This is a genomic window from Mesorhizobium sp. f-mel, from assembly GCF_053850215.1.
Map to the genome: position 1 here is coordinate 1 of NZ_JBSPTO010000011.1, position 13851 is coordinate 13851.

The following is a 13851-nucleotide window of genomic DNA, read 5'->3' on the forward strand; positions in this document are numbered from 1 at the left end:
ATCCGCGAATCTCCCGTAGTGACCAACACTACAGAATCACCAATCAGATTCTGTGCAAAGGCCTCACGTATGGAGGCTCATATTTTCGACGGCGGGCATTTCCTGCTCGAGACGCATGCCGAACCAGCACTCTCCCTCATGAAGGACTTCATCAGGCGAACACAGAAGAGACTCACGCGTTTCCCGTCGCTTTAGGCCCAACCTAAACCAGACTTCAGCGGCGATTCCATCCGGCGAATCGCGAGATTAAGCAGGGACGTAGGTCAACCTGATCACATCCTCGCCGATCCGGTCATTAGTCATAAGGCGGAGCGGCGGCCGGGGTCCGGCGAAATATGGCTTGCCGCGACCAAGCACGACGGGGTGCAGGTAGATTCGATACTCATCGATCAGGCCAAGTTCGGTGAGGCTTTGCGCCAAGTCCGGGCCAGCAACTTCGATCTCCCCGTCGCGCTCGGCCTTCAGCTCGCGGATTGCGCCCTCGAGATCCTCCTCAACAAGCGTGGCGTTGGGGCCAACCGACTTCAACGAGCGCGAGACGACCCATTTCGGCTGGTTCCGCCACGCCGCCGCGAAGGCGTGTCGCTCTGCATCCCATTCAGGATGATCGTCGTCCCAGTAACGCATGACCTCATACATTTGGCGACCATACACACTGCCCGCCTGCCCCTGAGCCTCCTCGATGAAGTGGCGGAAGAGTGTGCGGCTTGGCGCAAATGCCATATGGTCGACGTAGCCGTCCAGGGACTGGTTCATTCCGAACACGAGCTTAGCCATACCCATCTCCTTTCCTTACGCGGCACATCCGCGCGGTTCTGATTGCGTTACGCAATCGGTTGTAAGCTAGATCGACTGATGGCCGATCGGCAGAAGCGAGAAATCATGCCGGACCTCCTTCTGCACTACGATTGCCCGGATTGCTGCTTCTTTGATCCAGTTGAGGTTCTTTCTTTCGCACGTCCTTCACGACGTCGAGAAAAGCCCGCAGTGCCGGCGGCACGGTTCGGTGTCCGGGATAGTAGACCGCGACCCCTTCCGGAGCGGGCATCCATGCGGTCAGGACCCTACGCAGCCGGCCATCGGATATGGCCCCTTCGGCGGCCCAATCCGCCACATAGGCGATGCCCAGACCCTCGATTGCGGCTTCGGCCATCAGTTCCTCGTCATCGAGGACAATGGAGCCGTTTGCGTCGATCACGAGTTCCTGGCCGGCGCGTTCGAACTCCCATCGATAGAATTTGCCGCTGGGCATACGATGGCCGATGCAATGGTGGCGTTTCAATTCCTCGGGCGTTCCCGGGTCGCCGAAGCGATCGAGATAGCCGGGCGAGGCGACACAGATGAACGTCAACGGGCGTGCAAACGGCACGGCGATCATGTCCTTGGGTACCGATCCGAGGAGGCGCACGCCGGCGTCAAACCCGCTGGACACGATATCGATGAGCCGCCCCTCGACGACGATGTCCACGGTCACGTCCGGATGGTGCGCCGCCATCTGCGGAAGAACCCAGCGAACGAGAAGCCCGGCCACCAATCGCGGTGCGTTGATGCGGACCGTGCCCGCGACATTGCCCCGGAACCCCGCGACGCTGTCGAGCGCCTCGTCCAGCGAGGCGAGCGCCGGCTGAAGGCGATCGAGCAACCGGAACCCGGCTTCTGTCGGCGAGACGCTGCGTGTGGTGCGGTTCAGAAGGCGCACCCCCATGCGTTCCTCGAGCGCACGCATCGCATGGCTCAATGTGGAAGGTGCCGTGCCGATCTCGTCCGCTGCGCGGCGGAAGCTGCGGTGTGTGGCAACGGCCACGAAGGCGGTGAGATCGTTGAGCGACGGGCGGGGCATTGATGGGGATTTCGCATCATCTCATGCCGATTTCAACGGCTAATGCGCGCAATGCTATTGCCCTATCTCGTGCCCGGATCAATTGGAGATATGGGAAATGGCAAAGACTTGGCTCATAACGGGTGTGTCGTCCGGTCTAGGCCGGCTGCTGGCGGAGAAGGCCCTGATCAGGGGGGACCGCGTCGGCGGTGCCAGCCGCAGCGAGGACGCACTTCCCGACCTGCGTGCATGCTACCCAGAACGGCTCCGCATCGTCGCAGTAGACCTCAAGGACCAGAGCTCGGTCCGCGCCGCGGTCGACCGCGCCTTCGCCGCATCCGGTCGGATCGACATCGTCGTCAGCAATGCTGGCTATGGCCTGCTCGGCGCGGCGGAAGAGGCTGGCGATGTGCAGGTTCGGGACATCATCGACACCAATCTCATCGGCTCGATCGCACTCATCCGGGCGGCGTCGCCGCATCTGCGCAGCCAGGGTGGCGGCCGGATTCTACAGGTATCGAGCGAGGGAGGCCAGATCGCCTATCCGGCATTCAGCCTCTATCACGCGACCAAGTGGGGTACGAGGGGTTCGTCGAGTCCGTGGCGCAGGAGGCTGCTCCCTTCGGCATCGAGTTCACCCTTGTGGAACCTGGGCCGGCGCGGACCGGGTTCGGCGGCAATCTCGCGCGGACCAAGCCGCTCGCGGCCTATGAGGGAACACCCGCCGGTCAGATCCGCGAGGCGCTCGGTGGCTCTTGGGTGATCAAGGGCAACCCCGAGCGCATGACGGACGCAATGATCAGGCTTGCCGATCAGGATGGTCCGCTTCCGAAGCGGCTGGTGCTCGGTGCCGAGGCCTATGCCGGCATCCGCAAGGCTCTCGGCCGGCGCATCGAGGAGCTCGACCGGCAGAAGGACGTCGCAGTCGCGGCGGATTTCACCGACGAGGAGCTGGCGCGGCTATGACCCACCCTGTCCCGCCGATCCACAGCTGCATGGCACCGTCGTGCAGCTCCGCCCGTTGATCCCGATAGATTCCCCCGGCTCCGGCCCGCTGCCGGTCCGCTCCCGCTATCAAGACAAAAAGGAACACGAAATGCCTGCACGTGACGCCATCTATCCGGCCAAACGCCACGCGTTATACGATATTCATCGATATTCCGCGGCCATTCGCTCCGGCGATCTTCTCTTTGTGTCGGGTCAGGTCGGGAGCCGTGAGGACGGCTCGCCCGAGCCGGTATTCGAGGATCAGGTTCGGCGGGCCTTCGCCAATCTGCGCGCGGTCTTGGCCGCCGCCGGGTGCAGCTTCGACGACGTCGTCGACGTCATCACCTTCCACACAAACCCGGACGAACAGATCGAAACGGTGCTGGCCGTCCGGGCGGAAGAGATCGGCGCACCTCCCTACCCGAACTGGACGGCAGTGGGCGTCAATTGGCTTGCCGGCTTCGATTTCGAGATCAAGGTCATCGCCCGCATCCCTTCGACGACCAGCAGTCATCCGGCGGACAAGCGCTGAACGCTCGCCCCGCAGTTCTGTATTGGCGATTTGCACCCGACGACGGAAACGGCAGCTCGGCACGCCCCAGCACGGGCTCGCGATGTCCATCCAACGATGAATATGCGAGCTTTGCCTTGGGCCAAAATACGTCATTCGGCCGCGAACGATTCCGATCACCGCCGTTACTACGCTTTCTCGCCTCTTGGCTATTTCGCGCTCCTCGCGCGGACGTAGTTCCAGCGGCAAATGGGCGGCAATTTCGGTGCTGGTGTGGTGGAAATGACAAAATTGGCCCGCCGGAAAGGATGAAACTGGGCACCATTATGTGATTGAAGTCGCTCCGTAAAAACTTTCAGGCGGTTTCAGGAGCTTTGGCCTTTGCGAGGTCCTGCAGGAACTCTTCCATCAGCGGCCTGTCACCGAACCGGCGGTAGGCGCGCTCTGCTTCCAGCGAGAATTCCGGATGCGCCTCGATCAGCTTTGCCATCGTCTGCTGGGCTGCCTCGACCTCTCCGCCCCCGCCCTGCAAAGCGGCCTGAATCAGAAGGCAGTTTGCATCGCGCGGCGCCCGGATCAGGCATTCCTCTATGACGGCGGAAGCCTCATCGCGGCGGTCAGCCGCGTAGAGCGCCTGCCCGTGCACATAGGCATAGTACTCGGGCGCCATAGGATGAAGGCGGCGGGCCCGCTCTGCGTTGGCGACGGCATCATCATATTCCCCGAAGCGAACCTGCGCCTTTGCAAGCGCCATCATGCTGTCGGGATCGTTAGGGTTGAGCTCCACAGCGCGCCGTGCGGCCTGCAAGCCGCCTGAATAGTCGCCCTGGACGGCAAGCCCGAAGCTGATGACCTGATAGCCAAGGGCAAGATTGGGATCGAGACGGACCGCCTGCCGAGCTTCGCTAAGCCCAAGATGGAGCTCCGGGGCGTTTGCCCGGCCGTCACCGCTCTGCGCCACGCTGGCGATATAGGTCAGCGCGAGGCCTGCTCGGGCGGCCGCATAGGACGGGTCCATTTCAACGGCGCGCTGGTAGAGGCCCCGCGCTTCCAGAATGTCCTGCGGGTCATTGGCGCCGTGCCGGTAGCGGTTGCGGGCCTGCAGCACGAGGTCATAGGCCTGCAGATTGTCGGTCGGGCGCTCCGCTGCCGCCGCCGCCTCGCTCCTGACGATATAGGGCGCGATCTGCGCGACGATTTCGGTGGTCAGCTCGCTCTGGACGGTGAACACGTCGGCGACCTGCCGGTCAAAACTGCGCGACCACAGATGCGCGCCTGTCTTTACATCGATCAGCTGCGCCGACACGCGAAGCTGGTCGCCTTCACGGCGGGCGCTGCCTTCAACCACATAATCAACGCCGAGCTTCGCCCCGAGCTTGCGCACGTCCGTATCCTGCCCGTGCACGGCGTAGGTGGAATCGCGCGCGATTACCTGCAGCTCTGAATTGCGGGCAAGGGCTGTCGTCACATCCTCGGTCAGTCCGTCCGCGAAATACGATTGCTCGCCGCTGCCGCTCATGGCGGCAAAAGGCACGACCGCCACTGACGGCCGGGGGTCGGCGCGGCTCTGGTCCATCGACAAGGCCGCCGGGATGCGGCTGACCATGGCTGCCAGGGAGAGCGGCTGGATTTGGGTGCCGATGAGGATGAGGGCTATGGCGGCCGCGCCATAGGACCAGCGGGCGGCGGTGCTGCGCAGCACCTGCGGCACCTGCCGCCATGGCGACCACGGAGAGCCCGCACGCCTTACGCGGTAGACGTTGAGAAGTTCGGGAATGTTCTTGGCCCGCCTGCGGCCGATGCGGACGAACCTGTCCGCGCTGTTGCGGTCGGCCGCCATCACCACGGCGCCGCTGACGAATATCTGCCCCGGATCGCACATGGCCTCAAGACGGGCGGCCACATTGACGCCATCGCCGTATACGTCACCGTCATCTTCGATGACATCGCCAAGATTGATGCCGATGCGCAGCTCGAACGGGCCCTTGTCGAAACCTTCCTGTATGGCCAGCGCCGCATCAACCGCTTCGTTGACGCTGGGAAACATGGCGAGAAAGCCGTCTCCCGTCGTCTTGACGATGCGCCCGCCATGGCTGGCAATGGTCGGGTCAATGAGCTCATCAAAAACAGCGCGCAGCTTCGCGTAGGTGGAAGCCTCGTTTTCAGCCATCAGCAGGCTGTAGCCGACGATATCGGCGGCCATGATTGCCGCGAGCTTGCGTTCCATCAGCATTATTCCTGAGCGGCGGGCCATGCACGGATTATTACTACTGACACTTAGGGCGACGCACGGCCCAAGATTAGACCCATAATCCCGGATAAACTTATACACAGCTCACAAATGCGTGACGATTGTGGCCTATACCGTTCTGACCTTCGTCAGCCATCATCTGCTTCGTCCGGAGCCGTCCGTCGCCGCACTGGCGGAGGGTGACGCCGCATTGAACGGCCTAGGCCTTGCCTCCTGCCCGACCACGCGCTGCGCCCCTTCCTTGCAGAAGGACGGCTTCAGCAGGTGCTGGAGGACTGGTGCCCGCTATTATCTCTATTATCTAGGCCGCCGCCAGAATTCCCCCGCGTTCGCTCTCCTGGTCGAAGCGCTCCGCTGGCGAGGATAGCCCGGCAGGGCCAAAAACAAGTTCAGCGCTGCTTCGCCCTTCATCGCAATTTGGTCTGCGCCATTAACTAGGTTGGGATGTACATTCCAATTGGCGCGCCCGAAGAGATTCGAACTCCTGACCCCCAGATTCGTAGATAGTGGCGGTGCATTGTTTTGATTTCTCTTTTCCGCAAAACGGTCGATTTCGTCGCCACCACATATCAATAGGTTAGCACCCGATTTCAAAACAGACGCCGGCAAAACCGGCGCCGCAACCCGTACCTACAACAGGAATCCACGACTTTGCAGATACTGCGAATTGCACCCGAGCCGACTGGCGGCCTCGGGCGAACTGTCGCGCGCTTCGATGTCGCGCTCAATGATGAACTGCGGATCTTCGGACTGCGTCTCACAGAACGCGCCGCTGGCGGACATTCGGTGTACGCGCCGAACGCCCACGGCGCGTTGCAACCTTCTCGCCGAACCTAGTTCAAGAAATTGCCAGCGCTGCTCTTGCCGCGCTTGAGGAGCTGAAGCCGCATGCTGAACGCACAGCCTGAAGCCAAGGAAATAGACGTCAAGGCGGCCGAGGAATGGCAGGCCGAACACGGCGGCACGCAGCGAGATCAAAGGCCGCGAGGTTGTCGTCCTGGACGCAGGTTCTCGGATACTGCCGGTCGGTAATGGCCTTCGAGGGGCGCGAGCAGTTCCGTATCCTGTGATAAGCTATTGATTTGATTTTCTGACGTCCCGCACAGCGGATTGACGTCCCTGCTTCCGACAACCGGAAACACCTCCATTGAAAGATTATCCGATTCCGACGCGACGGCGTTCGAGCAGTGATCCCGTGCGCGCCGCGGGCGGCAAACCTGTCACCCCTATTTGAAAAGGAATCTACTATGTCGATCGAGGCACCGCCTCTCGCTTTGACCGAGGATCAGGAGGAGCGCTTGCTCAACTGGTCCTATGGAATGGAGCCAATCATAAACCGCAGCACCGCCCTGGCCATCGCTTTGAACGTTGGACGCAACACGCTGCTGCGCGGCGAATCCCGCACGTCGCACAGGGAGTATCAGCGCCGTTGTGGTGTTTGCCGGCGAAGCGTGGACTCGGCGGTGAAGTTGCTGAAGAGGCATGGAATAATCGAGCGCATCGGCACCGCGCAGGAGGGGCACGCAATATACCGCGCAAACCTCGGCGAGCCGAAGGATCGCGCGAATGACGTGGCATAGGGTTCTGGCGAAGGACAAGCTGGCCTTCCGCGAGGACCTGCAATCGGACCACACCCTTACAGACCTCCAAAAGCGGATGATTTCGACCATCGCTACGCATTGGGACGGCGGAAAGATGCACGCCGAGTGCAGCGGCTCTTTTATTGCCGTTGGCGCTGGCACCACCGAAAAAATGGTAAAGAAGTATAAGCAGACACTAATTGACAGTGGCCGCGTCTCGGTGAAGCGCGCCGCAACCCACTCGTCGTCAACTCTTTGGGATGTGAACTGGTGGTTTCGCGGCAGCGCGTGGGTGCGCTTGAACAACGCCGGCGAGCCGGTTCTGGACAGCCGCAAGGGGGGTCCCCAAGCTTGCGTAGAGGGGGTCCCCACAACTGCGCATGAGGGGGGTCCCCAAGAGTGCATAGAGGGGGGTCCCCAAGCTTGCCAGGGGGGTCCCCAAGCGGGGACCCAATTCCAATCTACAGATTGTATAGGCGCCCCTTCTGGAGCGCGCCCTTTGGCGGGCGCGCAGGGTGCGCCAAAGACAGACGGGAAAGACAATCCGAGCAGGGCACGGCCAGGGTTTGCCAAGTGGAAGATCGTTCATGCCGAATATACCGGCGACGAGGATGAAACCTTCGTTGCGCATCTACGGAGCGGTTCGAGCCGGAAGTTCGCTCTTCGCTGTCACGTTGATTCTGATGACTACGAATCGATCAACGATGCGCTCGGCATCGATGGCGAGACGGAATCTATCATCGGCGAGATGGTGCAGATGTCGACAAACCGAAGCGGCAGTAAGACCTTTATGCGTGCCGCTCCGTTGCCGTGGCGAGATGTTACTATCCTGTCCGGCGAGACGAATGAAGACGGCAGCGCTGCCATTCGTGCCGCGTTCCATGATGATGATGGTCGCGAGGGCACGTTGCGCCTGGCCGTGACAGACGCCAATGCGCTCGCCAATGCGTGCGGCGGCGAGGCCGAGGCCATCGGCACGCGCGTGAGATATCGCCTGCATCCCGACGATACGCTCGAGTTTCGGCGGAACGGAAGGACAATATAATTGACCCCGAAACAACGATGAAAGTCATCCAGCCAACCAGATCGAGGAGACGCCAATGGCAGCTATAACACCCACCGAAACCGCACGACCATTCCGTGGCCGCCGCATGTCGTGGCGCGAGTTCTACGCCTTGCGGCCAGACCTCGAGCCGGTGAATGACAATGCCGATCAAGACTCTCTGCGCCGCCTCGGTGCGCCGGCCACGGTGGCGTCGCATCGCACGACCGCCGAGGCGGCATAGGGGGGCATCGGATACCTGGGGCGCATCGACCCTAGGACCGGCGACCCCCCCACAGTGCGCATCAACGCTGCCCCGGTTCAAAACAAATTTCGCCGTTTCCTTGCGCAGCAAGGCGTTGCGGCTTGATACAAAGGAAAAACACATGACTTTTGACGGCTTTAAGGCGCAAAAAGCGCCCGCTCATCTACGTCCAGCCACTCGAAAATGGTGGAGATCTGTCACCGAGGAGTACGCACTCGAGCCGCACCACTTGCGCTTGTTGACGAGGGCGAGCGAGGCGTGGGATCGCGGAGAAGAAGCCCGCGAGAAGATCGCCGAGCACGGCCTTACATACACAGATCGTTTCGGTGCGCCGCGCAGCAGACCGGAAGTGGCTGTCGAGCGCGATTCCCGTATCGGCTTCGCCAGGCTGTTGCGCGAGCTCGCGCTAGACGTCGAAACGCCCGAAACGCCGAGGCCGGTGCGGACGGCTGATTACGGCCGGAGGGCCTGAGATGCCCGTTAGACGCAAGATTGACCGCCGCCGCGACGGCATGCCAGTCGAAGCGCTTCGGCGTGTATGGGCGCTCTGGCGTCGGCCAGATCTGACAGCCGCTGAGCAAGACGAATTGGAGTGCTTGAGGGCGGAATGTGAGGCGGCCGGCTACTCCCCGCTGCTCGCCTGGTGCTGAGGGGGTACAACAATGCCCGTTAGGCGCAGAACTAACAGAGCCAGGGCCGCTGAGGCGCCCGCATGGATGATGTTCATGCAATGCGGTCACGACTTCTTCGGTGACTTGGGTGATCTGGGCTTGACGGAGGACACTGCCCGGCCACTAGCCGAGCAAACGTGGCGAAGAATCGGCCGCGATATTTTGGCATATATCGATCAATTCTACGCCGGACACAACCTGCCAGACCGTCCGATTTGGGCGGAGGAGCAGTTCGGGCCGCCCGGCCCTGCGAAGCGGCGCGTGGGACGGTAGTGCCATGTTCGAAGACACCGCGCAGACGAAATCCTTGACGGCGCGGAAAGATTCGCCTTTTTAATCCATACGGCACGACAATGCCACCGGCGCTGGAAAAATGCGCCATCAGAACTGAATTTGAATAAAACCAAGACCGCCGTCCAGGCGGCAAGGCCGGCGCCGAGGGGCGCCTACATACATCCAAAATCGAGCTTACTCCCATGAAATCCGAAATTGCCGGCATCTTGCCGGAGGATGGCCGCGTTGCGGCCAATGACAACCGCAATCTCAATCCCGGAACGTCGCAGGGACGAAAGCAAATTCTCTACGCGACCGATGCCTTCCTGAAGGCCAATCCACAACCGCCTCAGCCTACTGCTAGGATCCGCTATCGCGGCGGACGTCCCGCTATGAACTGGCTTGCAAAGCACGACGCAAGGGGCGCCGCCTCGTTGTGGCTTATCGCACGTCAGCGTCAGCCGGAGGGGGCGAACGATAACCAAGCCGATGCCGAAGGCATGGGCATTGATCGCCGAAAGGACGACAAGCCGCGCGGCAAGAATCCGGATCCTCGCTCGCTTGACGCCTACATAGCACTGCCAGCGGAACGCCCACGTCTGGGCGATGCGGAACCGCAAGCGGTGCGCCTGCGCGGGTGGTTCAAGTGGTTCGACCTGAAGCCGCAGCGCGAAGCCTTTGATTTCCACCCAGACTGCCGGTTCGGCTTCTGCGCGCCTGCCATCGCTGAGGGCGCTATCTTCCTTGGCTCTATCGGTGGCCTTGGACAGCCGAAGATGGGCAAGTGCCGAGGCGACATTCGCAGGCAGGACAAACCGGAGACTCCCACACCCAGCGAAGAGATCGACACCGTTATCGAGGTGATCCTTGCGAGAGGCAATGTTGCCGATGTCGGCAGAGCCCTTGGAGCAAAAGGCGGCGGCGCCGATCGCCGTGGTGGCAGGGCGTTGCGAGATGCGGGACGCTGGGCGGCGGCTGCAATAGCAGACAGCGAATCGCGACACGTCTGGAGAGCGAAGGCTGCGTGATCACCAGTGCAGCAAAAGATTCAGGACAAGCGGTAACAGGGCGATCAGCTTAAACACCTCTTCTCGAGAGAGATGCCACCATTTGCGTTTCTTGGAAGGCGGCCTGCGCATACAATTCTCCATTTGAAAATCTCAAATCGAGAATCCTTTCGGGCCGATTTCTTATCTGACGCCGACGATGGTTGGTTTCGCAACCGAATAATTTCAGAAAATTTAAAAGTGCTTCCGGATTTCAGTTTCATTTCCGTAACTAATTGATTCTAAGCGATATTTTTCCACTGTGAATTTTGGGCATGAATTGCGGAAAGATTTTGATAACGCGACAATGTGCCAAATCGTGGCCCCTCAAACCCTATAGGGTAACAACACACACACTTGGCCGCTCTATCGTTGGGCGGCCTTTTCATTGGCGTCCGGGTTTTTGCTCGATTCCCACGCCAGCCGCCGATTTCCTCGTCGTGCGGCACCAATTCCCGAATTGCCTGATGCTCGGATGTACAGCCAGGCAACCCCGATCGCGCCAATTTGCCGTCCCGCATGGCGCTGATCGCCCGCCACCCGCCGTTCCTCCCTTCGGCAGCGGTGGCGGTGCAGTTTCTCCACCCAACCATTTGCGCGCGGCGCAAGGCGCTTTCCCCAAAGGATACAAAATGGCCCAAATTCATGGCGTCGTCCTGCCGGACGTGCTGGTACGGAATACAAGGATTCCTCGACCTCGCGTCATCCAGACGCTGCGTCGCCTCAAGGAGGCGAGCCGCATAACGGACGGGCGTGCATATGCTGCGCCGCTTTCATCTCTGGATGTTGGTCGCATTGTGCTGGCTCTGTCGGCAACGACCCCCATCGATTGCGCAGATCATGAATCTGGCATCGGTAGCCTACCGCTCGCTGCCGGCGACGATCTCGGCAAGACGGCAGAGGCAGCGTTGATGCGGTTGGTGGACGATAGTTTGGATGTGTTCCCGTTCACGGGAACGATCACCATCGGTCAAACCCGACCCTCGCTTTCGATCAAACTGATCCGTGACGGCGCCCCTCCTCTCGCCTCGCTTTACCAGCGATCGGGCACATATCCAGCAGATGGCGCCTGCCTGTCATTTTTTCATATCTCAGTCTTGACCCTGCGCAATGTCGCGCGTGAACTCTTGAAGGAAAACGATGTTCAATAAATCCAAAGCCCTGCCCACGGCGGATGAAGCGTTCAGTATCCCGCCTATCGGCGATATCAATCCGACCATCGCCGAACTACGGGCGCGCTCAGTGCCGATCGGCGTCGAGCGTCAAGGCCTCCTGAATGAAAATTTCGACCTAGCTCGATCTGGCGACGGCGGTGGAGACACCGATGCTGCCGGTGCCGCGCGCGTAGCTGAAATACTCGGCCGAAGCGGTTCGACAGTGCCACTTGCTCGCGCCGACAAGATCGCGGCGAACACATCGCGAATTCGGGATCTGGATCGCGCCATTGGCGTTTTGACCGCTGAGATTGGGGTCGAGGTCCGTCGTGCTAATGCGATCATGTCGGCGCGAGCACTGCCGGAATATAAGCGTCGCATGGGCGATTTGATCGCCGCGCTGGTCACTGTTCACAACGCTCAGCAATCCATCGAAGCTCTAGCCAATGGGCTAACGGACGCCGGTTACTCAAGCGGCGACATTGGCCATCATGTCCCTAGCTGGCTCGGCCGCGGGAAGGGTCCGAACACGCCGATCGCATGCGCTCTGCGCGAACTTAGCCATGATGGCTTCATCGCCAACAAAGACATTCCAGAAAGTCTAAAATGATAGAAAAAATCCCCTTCGTGCTCGGACAGGACAGGGCGGCCAAGCGCGCTCACCTGGCCGCCCGAATGATGGGTAGCAGCAGGTTGCGCGCACAGTCCGGATTCGGCCTCGCGTTCGCATCGCTCGAAGAGTCCGCGTTCGAACGCCCAGTAATGCGGGGGATCGCGTGTGCGTACAATCAAGTTTTCGAACGCGACGGCAAACTCTACGCCTTTGTTAAAGGCTGCTTTTCGGAATCTCTGAAGCGCGGCGACGCTATCAATGTTCAACTTGAGCACGAACAGACGCACATCTTCGGCAGCACATCGAGCGGCCTTAAGTTCGTAGATGGCGACGATTTTCTTGCATTCGATTTTGACATACCTCGAACGATCCTTGGATCAATCCTACTGTCGATGGTCGCTGGCGGATCGCGCACAGACGTTAGCGTCGGAACTGGAACCTGCACGATAGAGAAGCGTACTTTCCACGGACGCGAGGTTAGCCTAGTGGTGGAGGCCAAACTCAAGGAAATCTCCCTCTGCTCTGATGGCGCGGTGACGCATAGCCACGCTCGCATCGTGGACGGCGCGAATGCTATGTCTCTGGCAGACGAACTAGGCTCCGGTGAACTGCTGAAGTTCATGGCCCGCTGGAACGAGATCGGCACTCGCTCAAAGGCGATTGAACGGCGAAACGCAAGAAAGCGGGATGCCGCAGATCCACAGACGGCCGGCAAGCCCGCGGCGGTCGACATCGAGGCGTTACGTCGATCAATCCGAAAGTGAATAGATGGGAGTTGACCACATGAGACCGCGGGAACTCGGAAAATTTATTGCCTCTGCACAGCCGGAGATAGCCATGGCAGACGGCACGCGGCTGAAGGTGGCTGGGCCTGTCGGCTCCATCCGCAATGGTGATGCCGTCTCGTTCTGGGTGGCCATTGAGTATGCCGACCGCAAAGATCGCACGGTTGCGCATAGCCTCGAAATCGCCCAGCCGGCGTAGGGCGCCGATGGATTGCGCGGGATTTAGTCGTCAACCTGTCGTTTGGTCTCGTGCGGCTTTCTGGGCCGCCAAGCGCGTTCTCCTCGCTCCCACACCAGTGTGTCCTCGGTTAATTTTCTAAACTCCTTCAGGACCGCCTTTGATATCGCAAGGTTTCCGTTGGCGTTCTGGTAGACATATTCATCGCCGAACTGCTGCCGTATTTTATACACGACCGTCTCTTGATAGAGCCAATGTGACTTCTTGCTTTCCGCGACCATCCAATCGGCTACGTCTTTGGCTGACATGTTGGTTTTGTCCCTATCATAATGTTTGGTGATTGCCGGAGGCGTTCTCAGTCTGCGATTCTGATACTAAAAGTCGAACGCCAATTGGCGCGGCAAGGAACGAAAATGAGCACACACATGCTCAAGACGTCCAAGTCGGAAGCGGAAATAGGCCCGCACACTAACGACTCTCGACCTCAACGTTTTCATTGTTGACGCCATCCTGCTTGTTGAAACGGGGGAAGCCCGTCACTCCAGCCAAGCCTAAGTGCTTGACCGCGCCTCGCACTGAGTACGGTCGATTTGACCGCTCAACTAACGGGTTGCCTCCGGCAATCACCATTACTGATAGCTGATTCAGTTCTTCCGCGACGCACATTTTGCGGTCG

15 protein-coding genes and 2 pseudogenes are annotated in these 13851 nt (G+C 60.3%); 12 read left to right on the top strand and 5 right to left on the bottom strand.

Features of this window, described 5'->3' with window-relative positions; genetic code table 11:
* A pseudogene (locus tag ACWUKX_RS15550) lies at positions 1-195 on the top strand (hypothetical protein); the annotation flags it as partial.
* 51 nt (positions 196-246) lie between these two features.
* Here the strand turns inward: ACWUKX_RS15550 and ACWUKX_RS15555 are convergent.
* Together ACWUKX_RS15555 and ACWUKX_RS15560 are read right to left on the bottom strand one after the other, a co-directional pair.
* Positions 247-777 (bottom strand): dihydrofolate reductase family protein, encoded by a 531-nt coding sequence (locus ACWUKX_RS15555; RefSeq protein ID WP_029347325.1) that lies wholly within the window; start codon positions 775-777, stop codon positions 247-249.
* A 103-nt stretch (positions 778-880) separates the two neighbouring features.
* Positions 881-1840, bottom strand: coding sequence for a LysR family transcriptional regulator (locus ACWUKX_RS15560; RefSeq protein WP_456007818.1), 960 nt, complete (start codon positions 1838-1840; stop codon positions 881-883).
* Positions 1841-1937: 97 nt separating this feature from the next.
* Between ACWUKX_RS15560 and ACWUKX_RS15565 the strand changes: the two are divergent.
* Both ACWUKX_RS15565 and ACWUKX_RS15570 read left to right on the top strand, forming a co-directional pair.
* Positions 1938-2785, top strand: a pseudogene (locus ACWUKX_RS15565) (SDR family oxidoreductase).
* A gap of 130 nt (positions 2786-2915) precedes the next feature.
* Positions 2916-3338 (top strand): RidA family protein, encoded by a 423-nt coding sequence (locus ACWUKX_RS15570; protein ID WP_456007819.1) that lies wholly within the window; start codon positions 2916-2918, stop codon positions 3336-3338.
* 334 nt (positions 3339-3672) lie between these two features.
* Here the strand turns inward: ACWUKX_RS15570 and ACWUKX_RS15575 are convergent, their stop codons facing one another.
* Entirely contained in the window at positions 3673-5544 is a 1872-nt protein-coding gene (locus tag ACWUKX_RS15575; RefSeq protein WP_456007820.1) for an adenylate/guanylate cyclase domain-containing protein, read from the bottom strand.
* Positions 5545-6198: 654 nt separating this feature from the next.
* The gene (locus tag ACWUKX_RS15580) at positions 6199-6546 is read right to left on the bottom strand and encodes a hypothetical protein (protein ID WP_456007821.1); all 348 of its coding nucleotides are present in this window, start codon (positions 6544-6546) and stop codon (positions 6199-6201) included.
* A 269-nt stretch (positions 6547-6815) separates the two neighbouring features.
* Here ACWUKX_RS15580 and ACWUKX_RS15585 point away from each other — a divergent pair, with 269 nt between their 5' ends.
* The 9 genes from ACWUKX_RS15585 (at position 6816) to ACWUKX_RS15625 (ending at position 13196) form a co-directional block, all read left to right on the top strand.
* On the top strand, positions 6816-7148 hold the full coding sequence (locus tag ACWUKX_RS15585) for a hypothetical protein (RefSeq protein WP_456007822.1): 333 nt from the start codon (positions 6816-6818) through the stop codon (positions 7146-7148).
* A gap of 499 nt (positions 7149-7647) precedes the next feature.
* Positions 7648-8193: a hypothetical protein gene (locus ACWUKX_RS15590; RefSeq protein WP_456007823.1), complete on the top strand. Its 546-nt coding sequence runs from the start codon at positions 7648-7650 to the stop codon at positions 8191-8193.
* 55 nt (positions 8194-8248) lie between these two features.
* Positions 8249-8434 (top strand): hypothetical protein, encoded by a 186-nt coding sequence (locus ACWUKX_RS15595; RefSeq protein WP_456007824.1) that lies wholly within the window; start codon positions 8249-8251, stop codon positions 8432-8434.
* A gap of 142 nt (positions 8435-8576) precedes the next feature.
* The gene (locus tag ACWUKX_RS15600) at positions 8577-8927 is read left to right on the top strand and encodes a P27 family phage terminase small subunit (protein ID WP_456007825.1); all 351 of its coding nucleotides are present in this window, start codon (positions 8577-8579) and stop codon (positions 8925-8927) included.
* A 675-nt stretch (positions 8928-9602) separates the two neighbouring features.
* On the top strand, positions 9603-10427 hold the full coding sequence (locus tag ACWUKX_RS15605; protein ID WP_456007826.1) for a hypothetical protein: 825 nt from the start codon (positions 9603-9605) through the stop codon (positions 10425-10427).
* A 650-nt stretch (positions 10428-11077) separates the two neighbouring features.
* Positions 11078-11596: a hypothetical protein gene (locus ACWUKX_RS15610; protein ID WP_456007827.1), complete on the top strand. Its 519-nt coding sequence runs from the start codon at positions 11078-11080 to the stop codon at positions 11594-11596.
* Entirely contained in the window at positions 11586-12209 is a 624-nt protein-coding gene (locus tag ACWUKX_RS15615) for a hypothetical protein (protein WP_456007828.1), read from the top strand. The genes ACWUKX_RS15610 and ACWUKX_RS15615 overlap by 11 nt, the downstream gene beginning before the upstream one ends.
* The gene (locus ACWUKX_RS15620; protein ID WP_456007829.1) at positions 12206-12976 is read left to right on the top strand and encodes an HK97 family phage prohead protease; all 771 of its coding nucleotides are present in this window, start codon (positions 12206-12208) and stop codon (positions 12974-12976) included. Before ACWUKX_RS15615 ends, ACWUKX_RS15620 begins: the two co-directional genes overlap by 4 nt.
* Positions 12977-13049: 73 nt before the next feature.
* Entirely contained in the window at positions 13050-13196 is a 147-nt protein-coding gene (locus ACWUKX_RS15625) for a hypothetical protein (RefSeq protein WP_456007830.1), read from the top strand.
* Positions 13197-13219: 23 nt separating this feature from the next.
* On the opposite strand, the gene ACWUKX_RS15630 is transcribed toward ACWUKX_RS15625, so the two are convergent.
* On the bottom strand, positions 13220-13483 hold the full coding sequence (locus ACWUKX_RS15630; protein WP_456007831.1) for a DUF6953 family protein: 264 nt from the start codon (positions 13481-13483) through the stop codon (positions 13220-13222).
* Between the last annotated feature and the right edge of the window lie 368 nt (positions 13484-13851).

Excerpts from the sequence above, each read along its gene's own strand:
- ACWUKX_RS15555 (WP_029347325.1), bottom strand. The coding sequence starts at position 777 with ATGGCTAAGCTCGTGTTCGGAATGAACCAGTCCCTGGACGGCTACGTC.
- ACWUKX_RS15560 (WP_456007818.1), bottom strand. The coding sequence starts at position 1,840 with ATGCCCCGCCCGTCGCTCAACGATCTCACCGCCTTCGTGGCCGTTGCC.
- ACWUKX_RS15570 (WP_456007819.1), top strand. The coding sequence starts at position 2,916 with ATGCCTGCACGTGACGCCATCTATCCGGCCAAACGCCACGCGTTATAC.
- ACWUKX_RS15575 (WP_456007820.1), bottom strand. The coding sequence starts at position 5,544 with ATGGAACGCAAGCTCGCGGCAATCATGGCCGCCGATATCGTCGGCTAC.
- ACWUKX_RS15585 (WP_456007822.1), top strand. The coding sequence starts at position 6,816 with ATGTCGATCGAGGCACCGCCTCTCGCTTTGACCGAGGATCAGGAGGAG.
- ACWUKX_RS15595 (WP_456007824.1), top strand. The coding sequence starts at position 8,249 with ATGGCAGCTATAACACCCACCGAAACCGCACGACCATTCCGTGGCCGC.
- ACWUKX_RS15600 (WP_456007825.1), top strand. The coding sequence starts at position 8,577 with ATGACTTTTGACGGCTTTAAGGCGCAAAAAGCGCCCGCTCATCTACGT.
- ACWUKX_RS15605 (WP_456007826.1), top strand. The coding sequence starts at position 9,603 with ATGAAATCCGAAATTGCCGGCATCTTGCCGGAGGATGGCCGCGTTGCG.
- ACWUKX_RS15610 (WP_456007827.1), top strand. The coding sequence starts at position 11,078 with ATGGCCCAAATTCATGGCGTCGTCCTGCCGGACGTGCTGGTACGGAAT.
- ACWUKX_RS15615 (WP_456007828.1), top strand. The coding sequence starts at position 11,586 with ATGTTCAATAAATCCAAAGCCCTGCCCACGGCGGATGAAGCGTTCAGT.
- ACWUKX_RS15620 (WP_456007829.1), top strand. The coding sequence starts at position 12,206 with ATGATAGAAAAAATCCCCTTCGTGCTCGGACAGGACAGGGCGGCCAAG.
- ACWUKX_RS15625 (WP_456007830.1), top strand. The coding sequence starts at position 13,050 with ATGGCAGACGGCACGCGGCTGAAGGTGGCTGGGCCTGTCGGCTCCATC.
- ACWUKX_RS15630 (WP_456007831.1), bottom strand. The coding sequence starts at position 13,483 with ATGTCAGCCAAAGACGTAGCCGATTGGATGGTCGCGGAAAGCAAGAAG.